Origin of the sequence: Methylobacterium organophilum, assembly GCF_022533465.1 — a bacterium.
Taxonomy (GTDB): Bacteria; Pseudomonadota; Alphaproteobacteria; order Rhizobiales; family Beijerinckiaceae; genus Methylobacterium; species Methylobacterium organophilum.
This window is the reverse complement of record NZ_CP092848.1, coordinates 1,543,199-1,565,571: the sequence shown is the minus strand read 5'-3', so window position 1 is coordinate 1,565,571 and position 22,373 is coordinate 1,543,199. Positions and strand designations below refer to the sequence as shown.

20 protein-coding genes are annotated in these 22,373 nt (G+C 70.9%); 8 read left to right on the top strand and 12 right to left on the bottom strand.

From position 1 onward, the window contains the following. Window positions 1-232 precede the first annotated feature (232 nt). Window positions 233-2,377, top strand: coding sequence for a TonB-dependent receptor (locus MMB17_RS07230; protein ID WP_241101587.1), 2,145 nt, complete (start codon window positions 233-235; stop codon window positions 2,375-2,377). Window positions 2,378-2,443: 66 nt separating this feature from the next. Here MMB17_RS07230 and MMB17_RS07225 read toward each other — a convergent pair whose 3' ends face one another. The 4 genes from MMB17_RS07225 to MMB17_RS07210 all read right to left on the bottom strand — a co-directional run bounded on the left by MMB17_RS07225 (window position 2,444) and on the right by MMB17_RS07210 (window position 5,748). Then, entirely contained in the window at window positions 2,444-4,582 is a 2,139-nt protein-coding gene (locus tag MMB17_RS07225; RefSeq protein ID WP_241101586.1) for a TonB-dependent receptor family protein, read from the bottom strand. Window positions 4,583-4,624: 42 nt separating this feature from the next. Continuing rightward, window positions 4,625-5,014 carry a hypothetical protein gene (locus MMB17_RS07220; RefSeq protein ID WP_338041773.1) on the bottom strand — a complete coding sequence of 130 codons (390 nt, stop codon included), beginning with the start codon at window positions 5,012-5,014 and terminating at the stop codon, window positions 4,625-4,627. Window positions 5,015-5,080: 66 nt separating this feature from the next. Then, window positions 5,081-5,293, bottom strand: coding sequence for a TOBE domain-containing protein (locus MMB17_RS07215; RefSeq protein WP_241101585.1), 213 nt, complete (start codon window positions 5,291-5,293; stop codon window positions 5,081-5,083). A gap of 152 nt (window positions 5,294-5,445) precedes the next feature. Further along, window positions 5,446-5,748, bottom strand: a complete 303-nt coding sequence (locus MMB17_RS07210; protein ID WP_241101584.1) for a hypothetical protein — start codon at window positions 5,746-5,748, stop codon at window positions 5,446-5,448. A gap of 172 nt (window positions 5,749-5,920) precedes the next feature. Between MMB17_RS07210 and MMB17_RS07205 the strand changes: the two genes are divergently transcribed. The 4 genes from MMB17_RS07205 to MMB17_RS07190 all read left to right on the top strand — a co-directional run bounded on the left by MMB17_RS07205 (window position 5,921) and on the right by MMB17_RS07190 (window position 9,586). After that, on the top strand, window positions 5,921-7,645 hold the full coding sequence (locus tag MMB17_RS07205; protein ID WP_241101583.1) for an ArnT family glycosyltransferase: 1,725 nt from the start codon (window positions 5,921-5,923) through the stop codon (window positions 7,643-7,645). Window positions 7,646-7,653: 8 nt separating this feature from the next. Then, on the top strand, window positions 7,654-8,412 hold the full coding sequence (locus MMB17_RS07200) for a glycosyltransferase (protein WP_241102148.1): 759 nt from the start codon (window positions 7,654-7,656) through the stop codon (window positions 8,410-8,412). Window positions 8,413-8,415: 3 nt separating this feature from the next. Further along, a complete protein-coding gene (locus MMB17_RS07195; RefSeq protein WP_241101582.1) occupies window positions 8,416-8,748 on the top strand; it encodes a lipid-A-disaccharide synthase N-terminal domain-containing protein in 333 nt (110 codons plus the stop codon). Between the two features lie 241 nt (window positions 8,749-8,989). Next, on the top strand, window positions 8,990-9,586 hold the full coding sequence (locus MMB17_RS07190) for a pyridoxamine 5'-phosphate oxidase family protein (RefSeq protein WP_241101581.1): 597 nt from the start codon (window positions 8,990-8,992) through the stop codon (window positions 9,584-9,586). Between the two features lie 6 nt (window positions 9,587-9,592). Here MMB17_RS07190 and MMB17_RS07185 read toward each other — a convergent pair whose 3' ends face one another. Both MMB17_RS07185 and MMB17_RS07180 read right to left on the bottom strand, forming a co-directional pair. After that, window positions 9,593-10,048: a response regulator gene (locus MMB17_RS07185; protein WP_238309339.1), complete on the bottom strand. Its 456-nt coding sequence runs from the start codon at window positions 10,046-10,048 to the stop codon at window positions 9,593-9,595. Between the two features lie 29 nt (window positions 10,049-10,077). Next, window positions 10,078-10,545: a BLUF domain-containing protein gene (locus MMB17_RS07180; protein WP_238309340.1), complete on the bottom strand. Its 468-nt coding sequence runs from the start codon at window positions 10,543-10,545 to the stop codon at window positions 10,078-10,080. A 283-nt stretch (window positions 10,546-10,828) separates the two neighbouring features. Between MMB17_RS07180 and MMB17_RS07175 the strand changes: the two genes are divergently transcribed. From MMB17_RS07175 to MMB17_RS07165, 3 genes are read left to right on the top strand one after another with little or no spacing between them, the layout of a single operon-like run. Then, a complete protein-coding gene (locus MMB17_RS07175) occupies window positions 10,829-12,205 on the top strand; it encodes a flagellar hook protein FlgE (protein ID WP_241101580.1) in 1,377 nt (458 codons plus the stop codon). Between the two features lie 41 nt (window positions 12,206-12,246). Then, a complete protein-coding gene (gene flgK, locus MMB17_RS07170; protein ID WP_241101579.1) occupies window positions 12,247-14,136 on the top strand; it encodes a flagellar hook-associated protein FlgK in 1,890 nt (629 codons plus the stop codon). A 14-nt stretch (window positions 14,137-14,150) separates the two neighbouring features. After that, complete coding sequence (locus tag MMB17_RS07165) at window positions 14,151-15,950, top strand: flagellin (RefSeq protein ID WP_241101578.1); 1,800 nt, start codon at window positions 14,151-14,153, stop codon at window positions 15,948-15,950. A 17-nt stretch (window positions 15,951-15,967) separates the two neighbouring features. Here the strand turns inward: MMB17_RS07165 and MMB17_RS07160 are convergent, their stop codons facing one another. From MMB17_RS07160 to MMB17_RS07135, 6 genes are all read right to left on the bottom strand, one after another. Continuing rightward, entirely contained in the window at window positions 15,968-17,479 is a 1,512-nt protein-coding gene (locus MMB17_RS07160) for a DUF6880 family protein (protein WP_241101577.1), read from the bottom strand. Between the two features lie 24 nt (window positions 17,480-17,503). Beyond that, the gene (locus MMB17_RS07155) at window positions 17,504-17,926 is read right to left on the bottom strand and encodes a (deoxy)nucleoside triphosphate pyrophosphohydrolase (RefSeq protein ID WP_238309345.1); all 423 of its coding nucleotides are present in this window, start codon (window positions 17,924-17,926) and stop codon (window positions 17,504-17,506) included. Beyond that, window positions 17,923-18,636, bottom strand: a complete 714-nt coding sequence (locus MMB17_RS07150; RefSeq protein WP_238309346.1) for an SIMPL domain-containing protein — start codon at window positions 18,634-18,636, stop codon at window positions 17,923-17,925. The genes MMB17_RS07155 and MMB17_RS07150 overlap by 4 nt, the downstream gene beginning before the upstream one ends. Further along, window positions 18,633-19,889: a bifunctional glutamate N-acetyltransferase/amino-acid acetyltransferase ArgJ gene (argJ, locus tag MMB17_RS07145; RefSeq protein ID WP_241101576.1), complete on the bottom strand. Its 1,257-nt coding sequence runs from the start codon at window positions 19,887-19,889 to the stop codon at window positions 18,633-18,635. The genes MMB17_RS07150 and argJ overlap by 4 nt, the downstream gene beginning before the upstream one ends. Before the next feature lie 228 nt (window positions 19,890-20,117). After that, on the bottom strand, window positions 20,118-20,687 hold the full coding sequence (locus tag MMB17_RS07140) for a GNAT family N-acetyltransferase (protein WP_241101575.1): 570 nt from the start codon (window positions 20,685-20,687) through the stop codon (window positions 20,118-20,120). A gap of 158 nt (window positions 20,688-20,845) precedes the next feature. Next, the gene (locus MMB17_RS07135; protein WP_238309349.1) at window positions 20,846-22,012 is read right to left on the bottom strand and encodes a type III PLP-dependent enzyme; all 1,167 of its coding nucleotides are present in this window, start codon (window positions 22,010-22,012) and stop codon (window positions 20,846-20,848) included. Between the last annotated feature and the right edge of the window lie 361 nt (window positions 22,013-22,373).

Genomic DNA, 22,373 nt, shown 5'->3' with positions numbered 1-22,373 from the left:
GTAATGAGAGGGTCGGGGGTTCGAATCCCTCTTGCGGCACCACCTTTCCTCCACAGATCCCTGATTTTGGTCGTCTGACCCTGGGAACCCAATTCTCCGGGCCGGCTGCGGCGTGGCCTGACGGAACGCCCTCCCACCCTCCCGAAGACATCGAAAGCGACGAGCCCTTGACACGTCGGCAAGCTTTAGCTCCATCATATAGCACAAGCTATAATATGTTGATGGAGCTAACATGCCGCGAGGGTTCGCTGCGGTGGTCTGCCGGGCCGGCATCGGTCTCGTCGGCTTCGGCGCCATGCCGGCGGAGGCGGAGGAGACGAGCCTCGAGGAAATCGCGGTGACCGCCGTGAGCCGGCCGGCCGCGTCCTCCGGTGGCGCCGGCGCAGGGGATGGCCGGCGGGTTCCGGTGGGCGTGCTGCCGGTGGTGAGCGACAGCTTCTCGTCGGTGACGGTGGTGCCGGGCAGCGAGCTTGCGCGGTCGCAGCCGACCTCCCTCGGTGACGCCCTGTTCGACAGGCCGGGCCTGTCCGCCTCCACCTTCGCGCCAGGATCGGCCTCCCGCCCGATCATCCGCGGCCTCGACAACAGCCGCGTCCGTCTCCAGGAGAACGGTTCCGGCGTGCAGGACGTGTCGGATCTCGGGGAAGATCACGCCGTCCCGATCAACCCCCTCGTCAACGACCGCATCGAGGTGATCCGGGGGCCGGCCGGGCTCCGCTACGGATCCCAGGCCATCGGCGGGGTGGTCTCGGCCGAGAACAACCGCATCCCGACCGTCCTCCCCTCCGGCGGCTTCGGCAGCCGGGTCACGAGCGGCTCTTCCGCGGTCGACAACGGTCGCAACGTCGCCGCCACCGTGGATGCCGGCAGCGGGAACGTGGCCGTCCATGCCGACGGCTTCCGCAGCGTCGCCGACAGCTACGACACGCCCCTCGGACTCCAGCGCAACTCCGCCTCCGAATCCCAGGGCGGGGCGCTCGGAACCTCCTACATCTTCGACCGCGGCTTCGTCGGGCTCTCGTTCAGCCATTACGACGCGCTCTACCAGATCCCCGGCCTCGCCTCGGCGGCCCGGCGCACCCGCCTCGACCCCACCCAGGACAAGCTGCAGGCCCGCGGGGAATACCGGCCGCTGGAGGGGCCGTTCTCCGCCATCCGCTTCTGGCTCGGCGGCGCGCATTACCGCCACAACGAGATCGGCCTCGGCCCCGGCGGCGCCGACGGCATCCAGGCGACCTTCAAGAACCGGGAGGCCGAGGGACGGCTGGAATTGCAGCACGTGCCGGTGGAGACCGCCTTCGGCACCCTGAGCGGCACCCTCGGCTTCCAGTCGGACCGGCGCAAGCTCAGCATCTCGGGGGCCGAGGGCGGGCTCCTGCGCCCCAGCGACACCCGCGCCAACGCCGCCTATCTGTTCGAGGAACTCTCGCTGGAGCACGGCCTGCGCCTGCAGGCCGCCGGCCGCATCGAGGGCAACCGGGTCAGCGGCACGGAGGCGGTTTTCCCGCCCGGCTACCTGCCGGACGGCCCCGGCGACGAGCCGGCGGAGTTCGGGCGCCGCAGGCGATTCGCGCCGAAGAGCGCGAGCTTCGGCCTGCTTCGGGACCTGCCCTACGATCTCGTCGGCAGCCTCACGGCCTCCTATGTCGAGCGTGCGCCGGCGGCGGCGGAGCTGTTCTCCCGCGGGCCGCACGACGCGCCCGGGACCTTCGAGATCGGCGACCCGGACCTGAAGCTCGAACGCGCGCGCACCCTCGAACTCGGCCTGCGCCGCGCGTCGGGACCGTTCCGGCTCGATGCCACCGGCTATGTGACGCGCTACACCGGCTTCATCTTCAAGCGTCTGACCGGTTTCACCTGCGGCGACACCTTCGACACCTGCGGCCTCGACGGCGGCCCCTTCGGGCAGGTCGCCTATGCGCAGGCCAACACCACGTTCTACGGCGCCGAGATCGCGAGCCAGCTCGACCTGATCCCCGTCGGCGACGGCTTCGCCGGGCTCAGCGCGCAGTACGATTTCGTGCGGGCGCAGTTCGACGACGGCAGCTTCGTGCCGCGCATCCCGCCCCACCGGGTGGGCGGTGGCGTGTTCCTGCGCTCCGGCCCCTGGTACGCCCAGGTCAGCCTGCTCCACGCCTTCGCGCAGACACGGACCGCGGCCCTGGAGACCGCCACGCCGGGCTACAACGACCTGAAAGCCGAGGTCGCCTATACTCGGGCCCTGGATCCCACGGTGGATGGCCTGAGCGAGGTCAGCCTCGGCCTGCGCGGCACCAACCTGCTCGACGACGTGATCCGGAACGCCGCCTCCTTCAAGAAGGACGAGGTCGTGCTGCCCGGGCGCAATCTCCGGCTGTTCCTGACCGCACGCTTCTGAGGGACCGGACCCGTCGAGGCCCGCAAGGGGCGCCACGGAGCGGGGACGCCCAGTGGCGCAGGATCCTCAGAACGAGGCGCGGATGCCGCCGAAAACGCTGCGGCCGTTGCCGGGATAGAAGGCGGCGAGCGCCGCCGCGCCGCCCGCCATCGTGGCGGCGTTGGTCACCACCGAGATATCGGAGATGTAGCGCGCATCCGTCAGGTTGCGGGCATCCACGAACAGGACGACGCCGTTCTTGAATTCGATCCCCGTCTGCACGTTGAACAGCGCGTAGCCCGGCACCTTGAGGGTGTTGGCATGGTCGGCGAAGGCGCCGTGCGGCACCCAGTCGACCGAGGGCGACACGTAGAAGCCGCTCGGATGGGCGTAGCTCAGCACCGTGCGCAGCACGTCGCTGGGCAGGCCGGCGATGCGGTTGTTGCCGTAGACCGGGTCGCCGACGAAGCGGAAGTCGTTGTGCGTCCAGATCTGCGTGGCGACGAGCGTGTCGCCGATGCCGGTCAGGTCGCGGGCGAGGTCGAGGGAGACCGCGGCCTCCACGCCCTGGTGCCGGGTGCGCGGGGCGTTGAAGGTCGCCGAGGGGATGTTCAGACCCGGATTGATCGAGAAGTTGATCAGCTCGTCGCGGATCTCGGCCCGGTAGAGGGTCACGTCCCAGGCCAGGCGGTCGAGGCGCCCGCGGGTGCCGGCCTCGTAGGTCCAGCCGCGCTGCGCCGCCAGGGGCACGAAGGTGGTGCGGAGATTGTTCGTCTGCGCGAGGTCCGAGAAATCCGGCACGTCCCGCGAGCGGGTGATGTCGCCGAAGACCTGGATGTCCGGCAGCGGCTGCCAGAGCAGGCCGAGCTTCGGGTTCACGCCCTCGTAGGTCGCGTTGGCGAACTGGACGTTCGGATTGCCGGGCAGGCCGCCCTTGTTGCTGTAGGTGCGGTTCGAGGAGAACAGCTTGGCGCCCGTCATCAGCGCCACGTCCGGCAGGAACCAGAACCGGTTCTCGGCATAGGCCTCGTAGTTCGAGGCGCTCTGCAGGGCGTCAAGCGTCTGGGCGCCGCGCCGGCCCGCCAGGTTCACGTATTGGCGCGCCGCGTTGATGCCGGCGAAGGCGCGCAGGCCGAGGATCAGGTCGTTGCGGTAGCCGGCGATGTCGAAGGTGCCCGCCCAACGGGGCGCGATGCCGTAGGTCCAGCCGTCCTGGTCGATCACCTGGAAAATCGGGTGATCGAGATTCTTGTGAATGACCCAGCTGTCGATATCGAGCTTGCCGACATCGAGCACGAAGGAGGTGCGGTTGGCGAGCCGCTCGGTCTCGACCTTGCGCGACTGGTTGCCGATCAGGGCGTTGCGGCTGGCGATGGTCGGATTGTTCAGGGCGTCCGAGAGGGTCAGCGTGCCGGGCAGCTTCTGGTCGGTCAGGTAGGCGCCGAGATAGAACCGCGTCTCCACGCCCGGCGCGAGCCGGTAGCCGATATTGGCGTTGAAGTTCCGGGTGGATTGGGTCTCGTGATCCCGGTAGCCGCTCGAGTCGGTGAGCGTGCCCGAGACCAGGACATCCACCGGCCCGAGGATGCGGGAGACCTGGAAGCTCTCGCGGAAGGTGTTGAAGCTGCCCACCTCGAACCGGGCGATGTTCGGCGCGAAGGCCGTATAGGCGGTCGGCGTCACGAAATTGACCGCGCCGCCCAGCATGGTCGCGCCGAAGGCGAGGGCGTTGCCGCCCTTGTAGACCTCGACGGAGCGCAGGGCGAGCGGATCGATCTGGTAGAAGTCGCCGCTGCCATCGGCGAGGTTGAGCGGGATGCCGTCCTGCAAGAGCTCGATGCCGCGGACATGGAAGCCGCGGGCGATGCCCGAGCCGCGCAGGGAGAGGCGCATCTCCTGGCCGTAGCGCTCCTGCACGAACACGCCGGGCACGTCCTTGAGCACGTCCCGCACGGTGTTGGCGTAGCGGTTCTGGAAGCTCGCCGCATCGACGAAGGCGACCGAGCCGACGGTGGCATTCACGGCGGCCCGCTGCGCCGCCACGCTCGGTACGGTGACGGATCCCGAGGCCTCGCCGGAGGGCGCGACCGGCGCGCTCGCGCCGGCGACGCTGATTTCGGACAGGGTGGTCGCGTGGGTGCCGGCGGATTGCGCGAGGGCGGAGGAGGAGGCGAGCAGGGTCGAGAACAGGGCGGCGTGACGCGCGACCCGTGGAAGAGGCAGCATGACGAGAATCCGTGGTCTGAAGGATCGGAAAAAGGCGATCGATCAGGCAACGGGCGGGGCGCGCGCGTTGGCGGGGCGCCTGGGCGGGGCGCGGGGAAGGGCAACGGTCTCGGGACGCCAGGCGATGCGGGTCGCCGCCGGGACCGGCCAGACGACGGGCTGGGCCGCGAGCGCCGGCGCGACGAGTCCGGCGCCGGCCTGGGCGGAAGGGCAGCAGGGAAGATGCCCGTGGACGGGATGCTTCCCGTCGGGCGCGTCCGGGGTGCCCGCCTCCGGCGCGCAGAGGATATGGGCCGGGCCGAAGCTCGCGGGGAAGACGGCCGTGCCGAGCACCACGTGCAGGGCGAGCGCGTAGAGCGCGGCCACGGCGATGACCGCGCGGCAGGCAGCCCATCCCGGCACGCGCATCCGCATGCCCTGGCCTATGGCCAAGCTCGGGCCGTCGTCAATGCCGGCGAGGGGAGGGAAGGCTCCGGGCGAACCTGCCCTCGGGAGGGGTCAAGGTTTGACCAGCAGCACGTTCACCGCCTTGGCGACGATCTGGACGCGGTCGCCCTGCTTCAAATCGAGGGCCTCGAGCGAGTCGCGGGTCATGACGGAGGTGACGAGGAAATCGGTGCCTTCGATCCGCGCCTCGACCTGCGCCATCACCGATCCGCGCTTGATGGCGACGACCTCCGCCGGGATGTTGTTGCGGGCACCGTGCTTCATCGTCCGAGCCTCCCTGGTCTGGCGGCGAGCGCCGAGCCCGACCTGTCGCGGCGAGGCCGAAGGGCAAGGGCGGGCCGCCCCGGCCGGCGCGCACGAAAAAGCCCGCGGCGAGATCCTCGCCGCGGGCTCCAAACGGTCGTCGTGACGGGAATTTACCGGTCGCGGCCGCTCAGGAGCTTCTCGAGCGCGGCAAGGCCGCTGCGCTCCGCCGCCTCTTCCGTGGTCTGGAGCCGATCGGCCCTCTGGAAGAGCTTGCCGTTCTTGCGGATCGCCCAGGTGAAATGACCGGCGGGGCGGTCGCAGGCGGAGATTTCGAGGGAGTAGGGATGCTGCGTGTCGTTGCTCATGGCTGCCATATAGGGTGCCGCCGCGGCCTCTTCCATACCCCCGCAGCGCACCATGACCATCGAGGACTGCATGGCACGCACCGCATTTGACAATGCGAGCGGATTCATCGACACGGCGGACCTTCTTCCCGGGCGCGCGATCCGCCGGCCGGGATCTGGCGAAAGCTGCCGGCGCGCGAGGGGTGCGGCCGCATGGCGGAGACCGTGAAGGTCCGGACAACCGCATGACCCGCCTCCCCTTCCCCTCGAGCGGCCTTCCCTCCTCCGCAGGCGTCGCCGCGTGACGAGCTATGCCGCTTCTCCCGCGCGGGACCGGGCGCGACGGGGCGCCGCCGGCCGCGTCGAAGACCTTCTGGCCGTCCTCTCCGCGAGCCACGGGCGCGCCTGCGCCGCCCTCCTGGCGCTCGGCCTGATCTGTTTCCTGCCCGGCTTCGTCTCGCTGCAGCCGATGGACCGGGACGAGCCGCGCTTCGCCCAGGCCTCCAAGCAGATGCTGGAGACGGGCGACCTCGTCGACATCCGCTTCCAGGGCGAGGCCCGCCACAAGAAGCCGGTCGGGATCTACTGGGTCCAGGCCGCCTCGGTCGCCGCGGCGGAGGCCCTCGGGGTGCCGGAGGCGCGCCGGACCATCGCGCTCTACCGGATTCCCTCGCTCCTCGGGGCGCTGGCGGCCGGGCTACTGACCTACTGGGCCGCCCTCGCCGTCCTGCCGCGGCGCGGGGCGCTGCTCGCCGCCGCCCTGTTCACCGCCTGCGTGATGCTCTCGGCGGAGGCGCGGCTCGCCAAGACCGACGCCCTGCTCTGCGCCTGCGCCGCGGCGGCGATGGGGGGGCTCGCCCGGGCCTTCCTGCGGCCGGAGCCGCTGTCGCGGCGGGGCGGGGCCCTGTTCTGGGTCTTCTTCGCCCTCGGCGTCCTGGTGAAGGGGCCGATGGTGCCGCTCTTCGTCGGCCTCGCCGCCCTGGTTCTGTCCTGGCGCGCCCGCTCCGCCCGCTGGCTGCTGCGCCTGCGGCCCCTGCCGGGGCTTGCCCTGACGCTCCTCGTGGTGGCGCCCTGGTTCGTCGCAATCGCCTGGCGGACGGCGGGGGCCTTCTACGGCGAGGCCGTCGGGCACGACATGCTCGGCAAGGTCGGCGGCGGCGCGGAGCGGCATTGGGGACCGCCCGGCGCCTATGCGCTCGCCTTCTTCGCGACCTTCTGGCCGGGCGCCGCCTTCGCCGCCCTGGCGATCCCCTTCGCGTGGCGGGAGCGCCGCACGGAGGCGGTCGCCTTCCTGCTCGCCTGGATCGTGCCCGCCTGGCTCCTGTTCGAAGCGGTGCCGACCAAGCTGCCCCATTACGTGCTGCCCCTGATGCCGGCGGTGGCGATCCTGACCGTGCTCGCGGCCCTGCGCGGCGGCCTCGATCCCGCCCGACGCGGCGCCGTGGCGGTGGCGAGCCTCGCCGCGCTGATCCCGGCCGGCATCGCCGGCGGCCTCGTCTTCGCCGCCTGGCATTTCGACCGATCCGTACCCCTCGCCGCCCTGCCCCTGCTGCTGGCCGCCTGCGGCGTCGCCGCCCTGGCGGTCGCCGCCTTCGCCCGCGGCGCGGTGGAGGCGGCGCTGGCGATCGCGGTCGCGGCCTCCGCCCTGCTCGCGCCCGCGGTGTTCGGGCTGACCCAGCCGGTTCTGGCGAGCCTGAAAGTCTCGCCCCGCCTCGCCGCGATCCGCGACGGCCTCGGCTGCGCGGATCCGAAGGTGGCGAGCCTCGGCTACCGCGAGCCGAGCCTCGTCTTCCTGATCGGCACCGATCTCGCCACGCCCGCGACGGGGGCGGAGACCGCCGCCTTTCTGCGGGAGCCCGGCTGCCGCCTCGCCTTCGTCGAGGACCGCTCCGCCGCCGAATTCGCGGCCGCCGCCACGGCCTCCGGCCTCGCGCCGCGGCCGGTCGGCCGGGTGACGGGCTTCAACATCAATGGCGGCAAGCCCGTCGGGCTCTCCGCCTACGCCTCCGGGACCGCCTCACCGTGAACGACGCGATGCTTTCCGGCGCGGCCGCCGCCCCCCGCCTCAGCGTGGTGGTGCCGGTCAAGAACGAGAGCGGCAATGTCGAGGCGCTGGTCTCCGAGATCGGGGCCGCCTGCGCCGCGCTGACGCCCTTCGAGGTGATCTATGTCGACGACGGCTCGACCGACGACACCTTCGCGGTGCTGGAGCGGGCCCGCGCCATCCGGCCCTGGCTGCGCATCGTCCGGCACGATCGCAGCGGCGGGCAGAGCGCCGCGATCCGCAGCGGCGTGCTGCGGGCGCGGGCCCCCGTCATCGCCACCCTCGACGGCGACGGCCAGAACGATCCGGCCTTCATCCCCGCCCTGGTCGCGGCCCTCGACGAGGGCGGCCCGGGCGTCGGCCTCGCGCAGGGCCAGCGGGTCGGCCGCAAGGACGGCCGCCTGAAGACGATCCAGTCCCGCATCGCCAACGGCGTGCGCGGCCGCATCCTGCGGGATGCGACCCGGGACACCGGCTGCGGCCTCAAGGTCTTCCGCCGGGAGGTCTATCTCGCCCTGCCCTATTTCGATGCGCTCCACCGCTTCATGCCGGCCCTGGTGAACCGCGAGGGCTTCCGCGTGGTGCACCGGGACGTGGTCGACCGGCCGCGCTTCACCGGGCGCTCGAATTATGGCCTGTTCGATCGGCTCTGGGTCGGCATCCTCGACCTCGCCGGCGTGTGGTGGCTGATCCGCCGCCGACGCCCCGCGCCGCGGGCGAGCGAAACGCTGCGCGAAGGAGCCCGCTGATCCATGCTGATCCAGCTCGCCGAGGACCTGCCGGCCTATTTCTACGAGGTGTTCGTCACCCGCTTCGACTTCTGGCTGGTGTTCGGCGTCACCGCCCAGCTCGTCTTCGGGGCGCGCTTCATCCTGCAATGGCTGGCGAGCGAGAAGGCCGGCCGCAGCGTGATGCCGCTCTCGTTCTGGTTCATCTCGATCGTCGGCGGCCTGATGACGCTGGTCTACGGCTTCGTCCGCAAGGAGCCGGTGATCATCATCGGCCAGGGCCTGTCCACCGGCATCTACCTGCGCAACCTCGCGCTGATCTTCCGCGAGCGCCGCCGCGCGGGCGCGAAGCGCTAGACTTTCCCGTCGGACGCCGATCCAGGATCCGCTCCTCGCGAAGGCCGGGCGCCGCATAGGGTGAAACGAACGGAACGGCGAGCACAGATCAAGACGATCCCAAGCAGGCCCGTCGGCCAGCCCCGGCCACATCGCCCGCCGGCCCTGCTATGCGCAAAATTCCCTGATGCGCAATTGAATTTCCTTACCGTATTATTACTCTACGAAGGCTGTTGTTCTGCCCGCATCGACGAGCCGATCTGTGGACGCCCTGCCACCCTTTTACGACAACCTCGACGCCGCACACGAGGCGCTCTGGCGACTTCTCGAGGATGGGGTGCACGACCGTCGCAGCGCCTTCCACACCCCGACGCTGGGGACGGTCGACGCCCAGGGCCGGGCCCAGATCCGCACCGTCGTGCTCAGAGCCGCCGACGCCTATGGCGGCACCCTCCGCTTCCACTGCGACCGCCGCTCGGAGAAGGCCACCGAGATCGCCCTGAACGGCGGTGCCTCTCTGCACGCCTTCGACGCGGGCGCGAGGATCCAGATCCGGGTGGAGGGCAGCGCGCGCCTCCACACCGACGACCTCCTGGCGGACGAAGCCTGGCGGGAATCCCGGGAGCAGAGCCGCCTCTGCTACGGGATCGCGCCGAGCCCCGGCACGGCGCTGCGGGAGGGCGGCGACTACACGCTGCCCGACACGCCGCAGGCGATCGCGGCGGGCCGGAAGAACTTCGCGGCCGTGGTGCTGCACGCGGAACGGCTGGAATTTCTCTACCTCGACCATCGCGGCCATCGCCGCGGCCTCTGGCTGCGCAGCGACGCGGGCTGGGTCGAGTGCTGGCTGGTGCCCTGACCGCCCTCAGAACTTGCCGAGCAGCGGGAAGTCCTGGCTCAGGGACGATTCGGTCGGCAGCGGCGCCTCGCGGCGGCGCGGCTTGCGGTTGAGGACCTGCTTCAGCTTGGTCTTGAGCAGGGCGATGTCGAAGGGCTTAAGGATGAAGGCATCCGCGCCTGCGAGATGCGCGACGTTGATGTCCTCGAAGTTGAACGACGTCTCCGTCAGGATGAAGGGCGTGTTCGTCAGGGCATCGTCGGCCCGGATCTCGCGCAGGAGCTGAATCCCATCGATCGGCTCCATGTCGAGATCGGAGATCACCAGGGCGTATTTGCGCGTACGCAGCTTCTCCAGCGCCTCGGCCGCGTCCGACACGCCCTCGACCTCGGGGAAGCCGAGGCGCGTCATCAGCTCGACCTCGAGCCGGAGGAGCTTGGCTTGATCGTCGACGATCAAGATCGGGGGAGGCGCTTCGCTCATGGCCACCTATCGCTTCTGCACGAAGCCATTCACACGAACAGATGGTCGATGCCCTGGCGGGACATCGATTCGGATTGCAACGTGATCGCCAAGGCGTGGATGGCAGCGCCGCGCGGGGTGCCGCGCTGGAGCGCGGGCAGCAGCGCCGCCTTGTTGAAATGCGTATCGTTGGTGCCGTTGCGCGAGACGCAGGTGAAGGAGGTCACGAATTCGCGCTTGGTGATTTCCCGCCACTCGATGATCTGCACCTCGCGATGGCGCTGGTCGACGGAGATGCGCTGGAAGGTGTCGTGAATCGACTGGCGCTCGCCCTCGAGCACCTGCATGGCGAAATTGCCTTCCACGATCATGAAGCTCGTCACCACCGCGAACTCGTTCTTCTTCTGCGCCTGGCGCGTGATCTCGCCGAGCTCGCGCGCCCGCACCGCCGGCTCCGCCGAAAGGTTGAGGCGGGAGAAGTAGATCAGGTGGACGAGGCTCGACCTCTTCTGTCGCATGGGGTCCGCTCTCAATCACTCGGAAGCGATCGTTACGGCGGCGGCTATAACGTGGCGTAAACGTCCAGAGCGAGATTCCCGTCTTCGTGACGGGATTCCAGGGGCGGAAATCTAGCCGGAAACGCCGGCTCGGCCGGCAGAAACTGCCGGGGCGGCCGGGTCAGGAGGGCCGAATTTGCCCGGCAGCCCGCGACCGGATCCATAAAAATCAAAGACTTAGATCTGGCACTGACCTTGCGCCGCCTCCCCCGAGGGTGAGTGCGCAAAACGCGGGGCTTCGATCATGGACGTGTTCTCGGCGCTGCAGACGGCAGTCTCGGGCCTGAAGGCCCAATCCTTCGCGCTCGACAACATCTCGGGCAACATCGCCAATTCGGCGACCACTGCCTACAAGCGGACCGATACGAGCTTCAGCGACCTCGTGACCGAGTTCGACAACCCGAAGCGGCAGGTCGCCGGCTCGGTCGCGGCCGATTCCCGCAAGACCACCTCGGTCCAGGGCCTGATCAGCGCCACCGACACCGCCACCAACATGGCGCTGAACGGCGACGGCTTCTTCGTGGTCCAGACCAAGACCGGCATGTCCGGCAGCACGTCGACCTTCTCCGGCGACGTCTATACCCGGCGCGGCGACTTCGCCCTCGACAAGAACGGCTACCTCGTCAACGGCGGCGGCGCCTACCTGACGGGCTCCACCCTCGATCCGGCGTCCGGGAACGTCACCGCGACAGGCTCGCCGATCCAGATCTCCAGCGCCACGCTTCCGGCCAAGGCCACCTCGACCATCACCTACTCGGCCATTCTGCCCAAGACGCCGGCCACCGGGAACACCTCCTCGTCCCTGCTGCCCGCCTTCTCGGACGGCACCGATGCCCGCGTTCTCTCGGGCACCGGCACCGGCACGGTGACGACGGCCAATGCGTCGACCTTCGTCAACGACAGCATCACCGGCCCGACGCTGACCGTCTACTCGGCGGGCGGCGACGCCACGACGATCCAGACCCGCTGGGCCAAGGTCGCCAATGCCAGCGCCAGCGCGGGGACCAGCGACACCTGGAACCTGTTCTACGCCAACAACAACACCTCGACCGGCACGGACACGAGCTGGACCAATGTCGGCCAGGCCTTCACCTTCAATTCCAGCGGGCAGCTCTCCGCACCGACCGGCGGCTCGGTCCCGCTCTCGAACGTGACCATCGGCGGGACCGCGCTCGGCAACCTCACGCTCAAGCTCGGCTCGGGTGGCCTCACGCAACAGGCCTCCTCGGCCGGCACCGCGATCACCAACGCCCTGTCCCAGGACGGCTACAGCGCGGGCACGCTGAAGTCGCTCTCCGTCACCGAGAACGGCACCATCCAGGGCACCTACACCAACGGGCGCACCCTGAGCCTCGCCACGGCCGCGACGGCGCGCTTCGCCAATGCGGACGGCCTGGTCGCCGATTCCTCCGGCACCTACGCGCAGACGGCGGATTCGGGCGAGCCCCTCAGCGGTCTGGGGGCCACGACGATCGTGGGCTCCAACGTCGAGGCCTCGAACACCGACATTGCGAGCGAATTCTCGAAGATGATCGTAACCCAACAGGCCTATTCTGCGAACACGCGGGTCATGTCGACCGCGCAGAACATGATGTCGGACCTGCTGAACGTCATCCGCTGAGGACGCGAGATCATACGCTCTGAGCGTGGAAGGAGGCCGAGGTGTCGTTCAGCGCCCTGAATACCGCTGCCGCCGGCCTCAAGGCGACGCAGGCCCAGATCGGCGTCGTCTCGCAGAACATCGCGAATGTCGGCACGACGGGCTACGTCAAGCGCACGCTCGACACGGTCTTCACCAATGCCGGCAATGCGGGCGTCGCCACCGGCACCATCGCCCGCGTCATCGACGCCGCCGCCCTCAAGCAGTTGCGCTCGGAGACCTCGGGCGCCGCCTATACCTCGATGATCGCGCAGGTGCGCAGCCAGATCGACACGCTGTTCGGCACGCCGGGCAGCGCGAACGCCCTCGACGGGCTGATGAACACCTTCACGCAGTCGCTGCAGACGCTGTCCTCCGACCCGACCTCGACGGCGGCGCGCTCGCAGGTGGTGGCGGCCGCCTCGAGCCTCGCCTCGGGGATCAACGGCGTCGCCGAGGGCATCCAGTCCCTGCGCACGGCGATGGAGGCGCAGCTCTCCACCGACACGTCGCAGGCCAGCACCTATCTCGCCTCCATCGCCTCGCTGAACGCCAAGATCACGGCGACGCCGGAAAGCGACGGCAGCCGGGCCGATCTCGAGGATCAGCGCGACCAGGCCCTGACCAGCCTGTCGGCCCTGATGGACGTGAACGCCGTGCCCCAGACCGACGGCACGGTCACCGTGCTGACGACGGCCGGCGCCACCCTCGTCGACCATGCCGCGGCGGCGAGCCTCAGCTTCGATTCCCGCGGGACCCTGACGGCGGGGGCCACCTACGACAACGACCCGACGAAGCGCGGCGTCGGCACCATCGTCGCGACCACGCCGGGAGGGGCGACGATCGACCTCGTCGCCTCCGGGGCGATCCGCTCGGGCAGCCTCGCCGCCGAGCTGGAGCTGCGCGACAGCGTGCTGCCGCAGGCCCAGCGGCAGATGGACGACCTCGCCGCCGGCCTGTCCCGGGCCCTGACCGACGCGCAGGTGACGGGCACCGCGGCGAGCGCCGGCGGTAAGTCCGGCTTCGACCTCGACCTCACCGGCCTCTCCGCCGGCAACGCGATCACCCTCACGCTGAAGGATTCCGCGGGCGCCACCCGCAACCTGATCCTGATGCCGTCGAACACGACGCCGCCCGCGAGCGTCCCGGCCGCCCTGACCAACGATCCGAACGCCACGATCGTCCCCATCACCATCCCGAATCCGTCCTCGTCGGACCCGAGCGCGGTCCGCACGGCGATCGCCAACGCCCTGGGATCGAGCTTCACCGTCTCCGCCGTGCCGGGCGGGGCGAGCGGAGCCGTGCGCATCCTCTCGAACGGCGCCTCCGGCGACCCGAGCCTGCTCGCGGCCAATGCCAGCGTCACCCGGGTCGCCTCGACGAGCGACACCAAGAGCGGCAACGCGCAGATCGCGCTCTTCGTCGACGGCGCCGACAAGGGCCTCTACACCGGCTCCTTCGACGGCGGCGCGCAGCTCACGGGCTTCGCCCAGCGCATCACCGTCAACCCGACGGTCGCGAACAACAACGCGACCCTGGTCGTGTCGAGCGCGACCAGCAGCACCGGCGACGGCACGCGGGCGCAGGCCCTCTACGACGCCCTGACCAAGACCAACCAGACCTTCTCCGCGGCGAGCGGGATCGGCGGGGTCGATGCCCCGACCTCGTCGACGCTGGCGAGCTTCCTCCAGAACGTCATCGCGAGCCAGGGCCAGGCGGCGACCACCGCCAAGAGCCTCGACGAGGGCCAGTCCATCGCCCTCTCGACGGCGCAGAGCCGCTTCGCCTCGCAATCGGGCGTCAACATCGACGAGGAAATGTCGAAGCTGATCGAGCTGCAGCAGGCCTATTCCGCCAATGCCCGGGTGCTCTCGGCGGCGCGGGACATGCTCGACACGCTGCTGCGCATCTGACGGGGATCTGAGGCATGAGCAACATCCCCCCCTTCGCCGCCGGCAGCTACGCCTCCGACCGGCAGACCGCCAATCTCGTCAAGCTGAAGGGCCAGCTCGCCGCGCTGACGACGCAGCTCACCACGGGCCAGTCGGCGCAGAGCTACGGCGGCCTGGGCGCCGGGCGCACCACCAGCCTCTCCGCCCGCGCCGCGATCAGCGCCCTCGACGGCTACACCGCGGCCATCACAGCCGGGACGACCCGCGTCAGCCTCGCGAGCGCCGGCCTGACCCAGCTCTCGACCCTCTCGGACACGGTCCAGCGCAGCATCACCGCCTATCTGTCGCCCTCGAGCAGCACGCTGCTGAGCACGGTGGGCAGCATCGCCGGCAACAGCCTCGACGCCGCCATCGACGCCCTGAACCAGTCGGCGGCGGGGCAATACATCTTCGCCGGCCGCGACTCGGACAACGAGCCGGTGATCGACAGCGCCACCATGCTGAACGGCGACGCCAGCAAGGGCCTCGTCGGGCTCAAGGCGCTGATCGCCGAGCAGAAGACCGCCGATCTCGGGCCGAACGGCGACGGCCGCCTCACTCCGACCGCGAGCGGGTCCACCGTGACGCTGACCGAGGATGGGAGCGCCGAGGCCCGGGCCAATTTCGGGTTCTCGCTCCTCTCGGCCAAGAGCTCGAACACCAGCGCGATCTCGGCCACGCCCACCGCCGCCACCGCGGCGAACGTGGACGTCGCCTTCGCGAGCCAGCCCGCCGCCGGCGACCGGGTGCGGGTCGCCCTGCTGCAATCGGACGGCAGCCAGAAGATCGTCGACCTGACCGCCACGACCAGCGCGGACGGGGGCGCCAACACCTTCAAGATCGATCCGGGCGGGGACCCGGCCGTGACGGCGGCGAACCTGAAAGCGGCCCTGGGAACGGGCGCGCAGATCGCCAGCGTGCAGAGCGCGAGCCCGCCCGGCATCAGCGCCAGCTTCACCGGCGGAAGCCCGGCCTCGGCCAGCCTCGCCGTCAACGGGACGCCGGCCGCGGGCGATACCGTGACGGTGACGGTCGGGCTCCATGACGGCAGCACGCAGACCATCACCCTGACCGCGGCGGCCACCGCCGCTGCGAGCTCGACCACCAGCTTCGCCATCGGCGCGACCCCGGCGGCGACGGCGGCCAACCTCTCCGCCGCCCTGACCAACGCGCTCAAGAACACGGCGCAGACCGCGCTCTCGGCGAGCTCGGCGCTGCGGGCCTCGCAGAACTTCTTCGACGGGTCGAGCAGCGCCGGGCTCGCCCCCCGCCGGGTCTCGGCCGACGGCAACGGCTATGCCGAGACCGCCAGCACCGGGACGGTGATCTGGTACAAGGGCGACGACACCTCCCCGGATGCCCGCTCCACCGCCACGCTCCAGGTCGGCGCCACCCAGACCGTCCAGGTCGGGGCGCAGGCCAACGAGGCGCCGATCAAGGGCCTGCTCGCGAGCCTCGCCGCGGTCTCCGCGGAGGGGAGCGTCAATGCCTCGGACACGGTGGCGACCACGCGCTACGCCGCCCTCGCCCAGAAGGCGAACACGCTGATCATCGGCAGCAAGGAAGGCCTCACCCAGATCAGCGCGGATTTCTCCCGCGCCAACTCGACGATGACCGCCGCCAAGTCCAACGCCGCGGAGACCAAGGTGACGCTGCAGAACGCCATCGACGGCGTCGAGGGCATCTCGACCGAGGAGGTGATGGTGAAGCTCCTCGATCTGCAGACCCAGCTCCAGGCGAGCTACCAGCTCACCTCCAAGATCGCGCAGCTCTCCCTCGTGAACTACATGAGCTGATCCGTTCGGCGCCTGCGTCAGCCCTCCACCTGGCTCCAGAAGCCGCTCTTGCGGCCGTGGGCCCTGCGCAGGCCCTCGCGATAGGCGGCGTGGTCGGGCACGAGGCTGCCCGGCGCCAGCTCGGCCTCCAGGGCCTCCAGCCGGGCGAGATGGCGCGCCCCGTGGCCATAGGCCGGGGCGCGGCCTCGTTCGAGGATGTCGTCGATGAGCGCCCGGTAGAGGAGGCTCGCGGCGAGCGGATGGTCCGGCTCCAGCGCCTCGGCAGCGGGCGCGAGCAATTCCCAGTTTCGGCCCTCCCATTCCGTGCGCCGGTCGATCACGAGGCGGGCGGCCCGGCCGAGATCCGGCCAGCGCAGGAAGAAATAGAGTGCGCCGTGCGGATCCGTGCGGGCGGCCGCATGGGCGAAGGCGCGGGCCAGGGCCTCGTCGTCCTCGAAATCCGGCAGCCGGGCGAGGTAGTCGCGCAACGCCTGGGGATCGAGCCCGCGCTCGAACTGGCCCCAGCGCAGGGCCTGCGCCTCCTCCGGGCGGCCGAGCGCCTCCAGGGCGGCGATTTCCACGATCCGGCTGTGCCGGTCGTCCGGCCACGGCCCCGCCGTGCCGGCGATCATGTCCGCGCGGGTCAGGACGACGAGGCCGGGCCGGGCCGGCCTGCGCAGCCAGTCCAGCGCCTCCTGCGGCCGCCCGGCGGCGATCAGCCGTTCGGCGATGGCCGCCCCGTTCGGCCGCTCGGGGGAACGCTCCGTCTCCAGGGCGATGAAGGCCTCGACGTCGCCCCGGGCATCGGCCACCGCCTGACGGAGCTCGATCAGCCGCATCCGGTCGAGCCGCATCTCCCAGTCGAGGACGCCGGCGCCCCCCTTCCGCGTCCGGGCCGGAAGCGGCGGGGTCGCGGCGGCGAGATCGGCGTCGAAGGCCTCGAGCGCCTCTCCCGACAGCGGGGGGATGAGGGCGGCGACGACGCCGGCGAGCAGGCCGAGCCCGTCCCCCGCGAGCCGCGGCACCAGGGCCCGCGCGGTGGCGAGCGCCGCCTCCGGCGTCAGGCCGGCCGCGATTTCACAGACCGTCTCCGCCGCCGCCTCGTAGAGCCCGTAGACTTGGCCGCTCGAATCCTCGACCCGCTCCAGCACGCCTCCGGCTCCGGCGAGGAAGCGGATCAGGCGGTCGAGCGCCATGCCGGGATCGAGGCGCCTGAGATCGACGCGGATCGTGGCGAGCATCGCCGCGAGATCGGCGGCGAAGGCTTTGCGCTTCTGCCAGTCGATGAAGCCGCGGGCCTTTTCCAGGGCGGCGAGCCGGCGGTCGACGAGGGCCGCGACCGCATCCGCCCCCTGCAACCCGGCGAGCGCGGCGCTGACGCGCTTGCGGAAGGCGGCATTGATCCCCGTCTCTTCCAGGACGAGGCGGATCAGCGTCGCGGCGTCGAGGGCGGCGAGCGTCTCCTCGGAGGGCGTGGTCGAGCGGCTCGCGCGCTTGCGGGCCGGCTTCGCATCGGATCCGGAAACCTTCGGGGCCGTCCTGCGCGCCATGCCCTTCGCCTCACGGGGCCGCGGTCACGGCCCGAGCAGATCGATCAGGAAGGGGATGAGCGGCTCGTCGGCCGGCGGCATCGGCATGTCGCGCAGGGCGGCGGGCCTGACCCATTTCAGCCCCTGGCCTTCGAGGGCGCGGGGGATCCCCTCCCAGCGCCGACACACATAGAGCGGCATCAGCAGATGGAAATCGGGATAGGCGTGGCTCGCGAAGGTGAGGGGGGCGAGGCAGGGCTCCTTCACGACGATGCCGAGCTCCTCCGCCAGTTCGCGGATCAGCGTCGCCTCGGGCCGCTCCCCCGGCTCGACCTTGCCGCCGGGGAACTCCCACAGGCCGGCGAGTTGCTTGCCCGGGGGGCGCTGGGCGAGCAGGATCCGCCCGTCCGCATCCACCAGTGCGACGGCGACGACGAGGAGCAGGCGGAGCGGCGCGGTCTCGCTCACGGCTTGATCACGAACACGGCCTCGACCTCGGCCCCGGTCTCGATGCTGCCCGCCTCGATCGGCACGGCGGCCCGCTGGCGCCGGTCGGCCTTGGCCATGGCGGCATAGGGGGCGGGGCGGGTAACGATCTCGTTGCGCGGCGGCGTGGTGATGGCGAGGGCCGGCCCGAGGGTGACGCCCGCCGCCTGGGCCAGACGCTCGGCCTGGGCACGGGCATCCTTCATCGCGGCGACCTGAACCGCGGCCAGGGCCGCGGCCGGATCGCGCAGGCCGAAGCTCACGCCCTCGATGCGGTTGGCACCGGAATCGAGGGCCCGCCGCATCAATTCGCCCAGCTTCGGCATGTCGCCGAGGCGGATCTCGACGCGGTTCGAGGCGACGTAGCCGTCCGGCTGCTCGCGCACCGTGCCGTCGGGCTGGCGCACGGACTTGGTGGCCGGCTGGAGCGAGAGCGAGGAGGTGCCGATATCGGCCTCCGGCACGCCCATGCCCTTGGCCGTGTCGATGAGGCCGCGGGCGGCCTTGCTTGCCGTGTCGAGGGCGGCCGCCGGGGTTGCCCCCCGGCTCTCGACGCCCACGATCACCGCCGCGAAATCCGGCGGCAGCTGGCTCTCGGCCCGGCCGATCACCCGGAGGCGGCCCTCGTCGTCCGCGAGCGCCGGACCGGCGAGGGGCAGCGCCGCGAAGGCGGCGAGGACGAGCCGCCTCACGAGCGGTAATCCCCGTTGATGGCGATGTATTCCTTGGTCAGGTCGCAGGTCCAGACGCGGGCGCGGCCGGCGCCGAGGCCGAGATCGACCCGCACGGTCACATCCTGCTCGCGCATCACCGCGCTCGCCGCGGCCTCGCTGTAATCCGGATCGCGGGCGCCCTGGTGGGCGACGCGCACATCGCCGAACCAGATCGCGAGGCGGTCGCGGTCGGCCGGCTCGCCGGCCTTGCCCACGGCCATGACCACGCGGCCCCAATTGGCGTCCTCGCCCGCGACCGCGGTCTTCACCAGCGGCGAATTGGCGATGGAGAGGGCGATGCGGTGGGCGGAGGCGTCGCTCTCGGCGCCCTCGACCAGGACGGTGACGAACTTGCGCGCGCCCTCCCCGTCCTTGGCGACGAGCTGGGCGAGCTCGATCAGGATCTCGTCGAGCGCCGTCCGGAAAGCATCGAGGCGCGGGTCGTCGGCGCGCTCGATGGCCGGATTGCCGGCCTTGCCGGTGGCGAACAGGAGCAGCGTGTCGGAGGTCGAGGTGTCGCCGTCCACGGTCACGCAGTTGAAGCTCTTGCGCGTCCCGGCCGCGAGCAGCTCCTGGAGAACGTGAGCCGGCAAAGCGGCATCCGTGAAGGCGAAGGACAGCATCGTCGCCATGTCGGGAGCGATCATGCCCGCGCCCTTGGCGATGCCGTTGAGGGTGACCGCGACGCCCCCGATCTCGACCCGGCGGGTGGCGAGCTTGGGGAAGGTGTCCGTGGTCATGATGGCGCGGGCCGCCGCGCTCCAGGCGGACGCGCCGGTCTCGGCGCGGGCGGCGCAGGCCTCGAGCACGCCCTCGAACTTGCGGGCGTCCAGCGGCTCGCCGATCACCCCGGTCGAGGCGATGAAGACCGCGTTCGGGGCGCAGTCGCCGGCCTTGGCGGCGATCTCGGCGGTCAGCGCCACGGCGTCGCGGCCCTTCAGGCCGGTGAAGGCGTTGGCGTTGCCCGAATTCACGACGAGGGCCCGGGCCGCGCCGCCGCCCTCGACGAGGGCCTGCCGGCACCAATCGACCGGGGCCGAGGGGCATTTCGAGCGGGTGAACACGCCGGCGGCGGTGGTGCCGGCCTCGAGGGAGACCCAGAGCACGTCCGTGCGCCTCGCATAGCGGATCCCGGCCTCGGCGGTGGCGATCCGCACCCCGGCGATCGGGGGAAGCTCGGGATAGGAGGTCGGGGCGAGCGGGGAAATGGCGGGCGGGTTTGCGGATGACATGCGTCGCGGCTCCGTCCTGGCCGCGGAAAGCGCGGCGGCGCCCTGTTGCCCCGCGCCCCCGCGAGCGTCAACCGTGTTTGCGCAGGCAACGAACCGGCGTTTTTCGCAAGGCCCCACGGGCGCGGCGGCGAGTGGATCGGGCGAGCCGTCCTTGCCGAAGGAAAGCGTCCCCCGGATGCAGGGGCTTAGCCCGTTTCGGGCAGGTGGCGGGGCGCGGGCGCCCGCGCCTCAGGCGGCCTGTCGTCGTGCCGCCGCCGCATCGGCGCCCACCGCGCCCTGCGCGACGAGGGGGACGATGTCCGGCGCACCGGTCGGGCGCAGGGTACCGGCGGCCCCGGCCAGGGCACCGGGCGTCAGTTCCAGGCCGAGGAAGCGCTCGCGCTCGAAGGGGCCGGGCATGAACAGCGCCGCCGCCTTCTCCGGCGCGAAGCCGAACCGGGCGTAGTAGGGCGCATCCCCCACGAGCAGCACCGCGGCGTGGCCGAGCCCGGCGGCGCGGGCCAGGGCCGCGCGCATCAGGCGGCCGCCGAGGCCGGCGCCCTGCAGGGCGGGATCGACCGCGAGCGGCCCGAGCAGGAGCGCGGGGCGGCCGCAGCCGGTCTCCACGTCCCACAGGCGCACGGTGCCGACGAGGCGGCCCTCGTCGTCGGTGGCGGCGAGCGCAAGGCCCTCGGCCGGCAGGCGGCCCTCGCGCAGGCGCTGGGAGCTCTTCAGGAAACGGCCCGGGCCGAAGCAGGCATCGAGCAGGCGCTCGCGGGCCGCGACATCCGAGGCGATCTCATCACGGATCTGGATCACGGCCGTACCCTCCCAAGGTCGCATCGAGCGGGAAGAAACAGCCCTCGCACCTGCCGGGGCAGGCCGTCCGGGACACGTCGGTGGATCAGCGGCGCGGGGTATTCCGCGCCGTGCTTCTGGCGGAAGAGGCGTGAACGGAGCCTGACCGGACGCCCGGTTCAGATCACGATCTGCTCGAGGGGCGGGAAGCCGTTGAAGGCGACCGCCGAATAGGTGGTCGTGTAGGCGCCGGTGCCCTCGATCCAGACCTTGTCGCCGATCGAGAGGGAGACCGGCAGCGGGTAGTGGTTCTTCTCGTAGAGCACGTCGACCGAGTCGCAGGTCGGGCCGGCGACCACGCAGGGGGCCATGCGGTCCTCGTCATGGTCGGTGCGGATCGCGTAGCGGATCGACTCGTCCATGGTCTCGGCGAGGCCGCCGAACTTGCCGATGTCGAGATAGACCCAGCGCACCTCGTCCTCGGCCTCGGACTTCTTCGAGACGAGCACCACCTCGGCCTCGATCAGGCCGGCATTGCCGACCATGCCGCGGCCCGGCTCGATGATCGTCTCCGGGATCCGGTTGCCGAAATGCTTGGTGAGCGCCCGGAAGATCGCATCGCCGTAGCTCTCCACGCCCGGCACCGCCTTGAGGTACTTGGTCGGGAAGCCGCCGCCGAGATTGACCATCGACAGGCCGATGCCGCGCAGGGCGCATTCGCGGAAGATCATGGAGGCGGAGGCGAGCGCCCCGTCCCAGGCCTCGGTGTTGGCCTGCTGCGAGCCGACATGGAAGGACACGCCGTAGGCCTGCAGGCCCTCCCGGTGGGCGTGCTCCAGCACGGTCACCGCCATCTCCGGCTCGCAGCCGAACTTGCGCGAGAGCGGCCAGTCGGCGCCGGCGCCGTCGCAGAGGATGCGGCAGAAGACCTGGATGTCGCCGGTCTCGACACCGGCCGCGCCGGCGGCCCGGGCGATCTTCTCGACCTCGACCTGGCAATCGACCGCGAAGAGGCGGATGCCGAGCTTGAGCGCGCGCACCACGTCGCGCTCCTTCTTGATGGTGTTGCCGAAGGAGACGCGGTCGGGGGTCGCGCCGGCGGCGAGCGCCATCTCGATCTCGGCGACGGAGGCGGTGTCGAAGCAGGAGCCCATCTCGGCGAGCAGGCGCAGCACCTCCGGCGCGGGATTTGCTTTCACCGCGTAGAAGACGCGCGTGTCGGGCAGCGAGCGGGCGAAGGCGGTGTAGTTCTCGCGCACGACCTCGAGGTCGAGGACCATCACCGGGCCCTCGTCACGGCCGAGATCACGGCGCACGCGCAGGAAATCGCGGATGCGATCGGTCATTGGTCGTCCCCACCACAGGTTCGAGGCGCCGTCTTCGGGCGCAGAATCGAATCGGGACGGCCCCGGGGAGCCGCCGGCGTCAGGGGGCGATGCGTCGCGCGGCCGACCGTGCTTTGGAGACACGAACGTCCGTGCGGGCGCAGAGCACCCGGAAGCTGCCGTGGATTGGATGGGGAATCCCCAACCGCACGCCGGGCAAAGAGAAACAAGCCTCTTCGGTGTCGGCCTTTGGAGGGCCGACGAGACCAAAAAAGCCCGTTCGTCGTTGCTTTAAGCTGCGTCCCCCGTGGAGAGCGGGGTTCGCCGGTTTCGCCTCCGGCTGTCGGTTGTTGTCGGGGTCTGGTGTCGCCACCCGGATGCC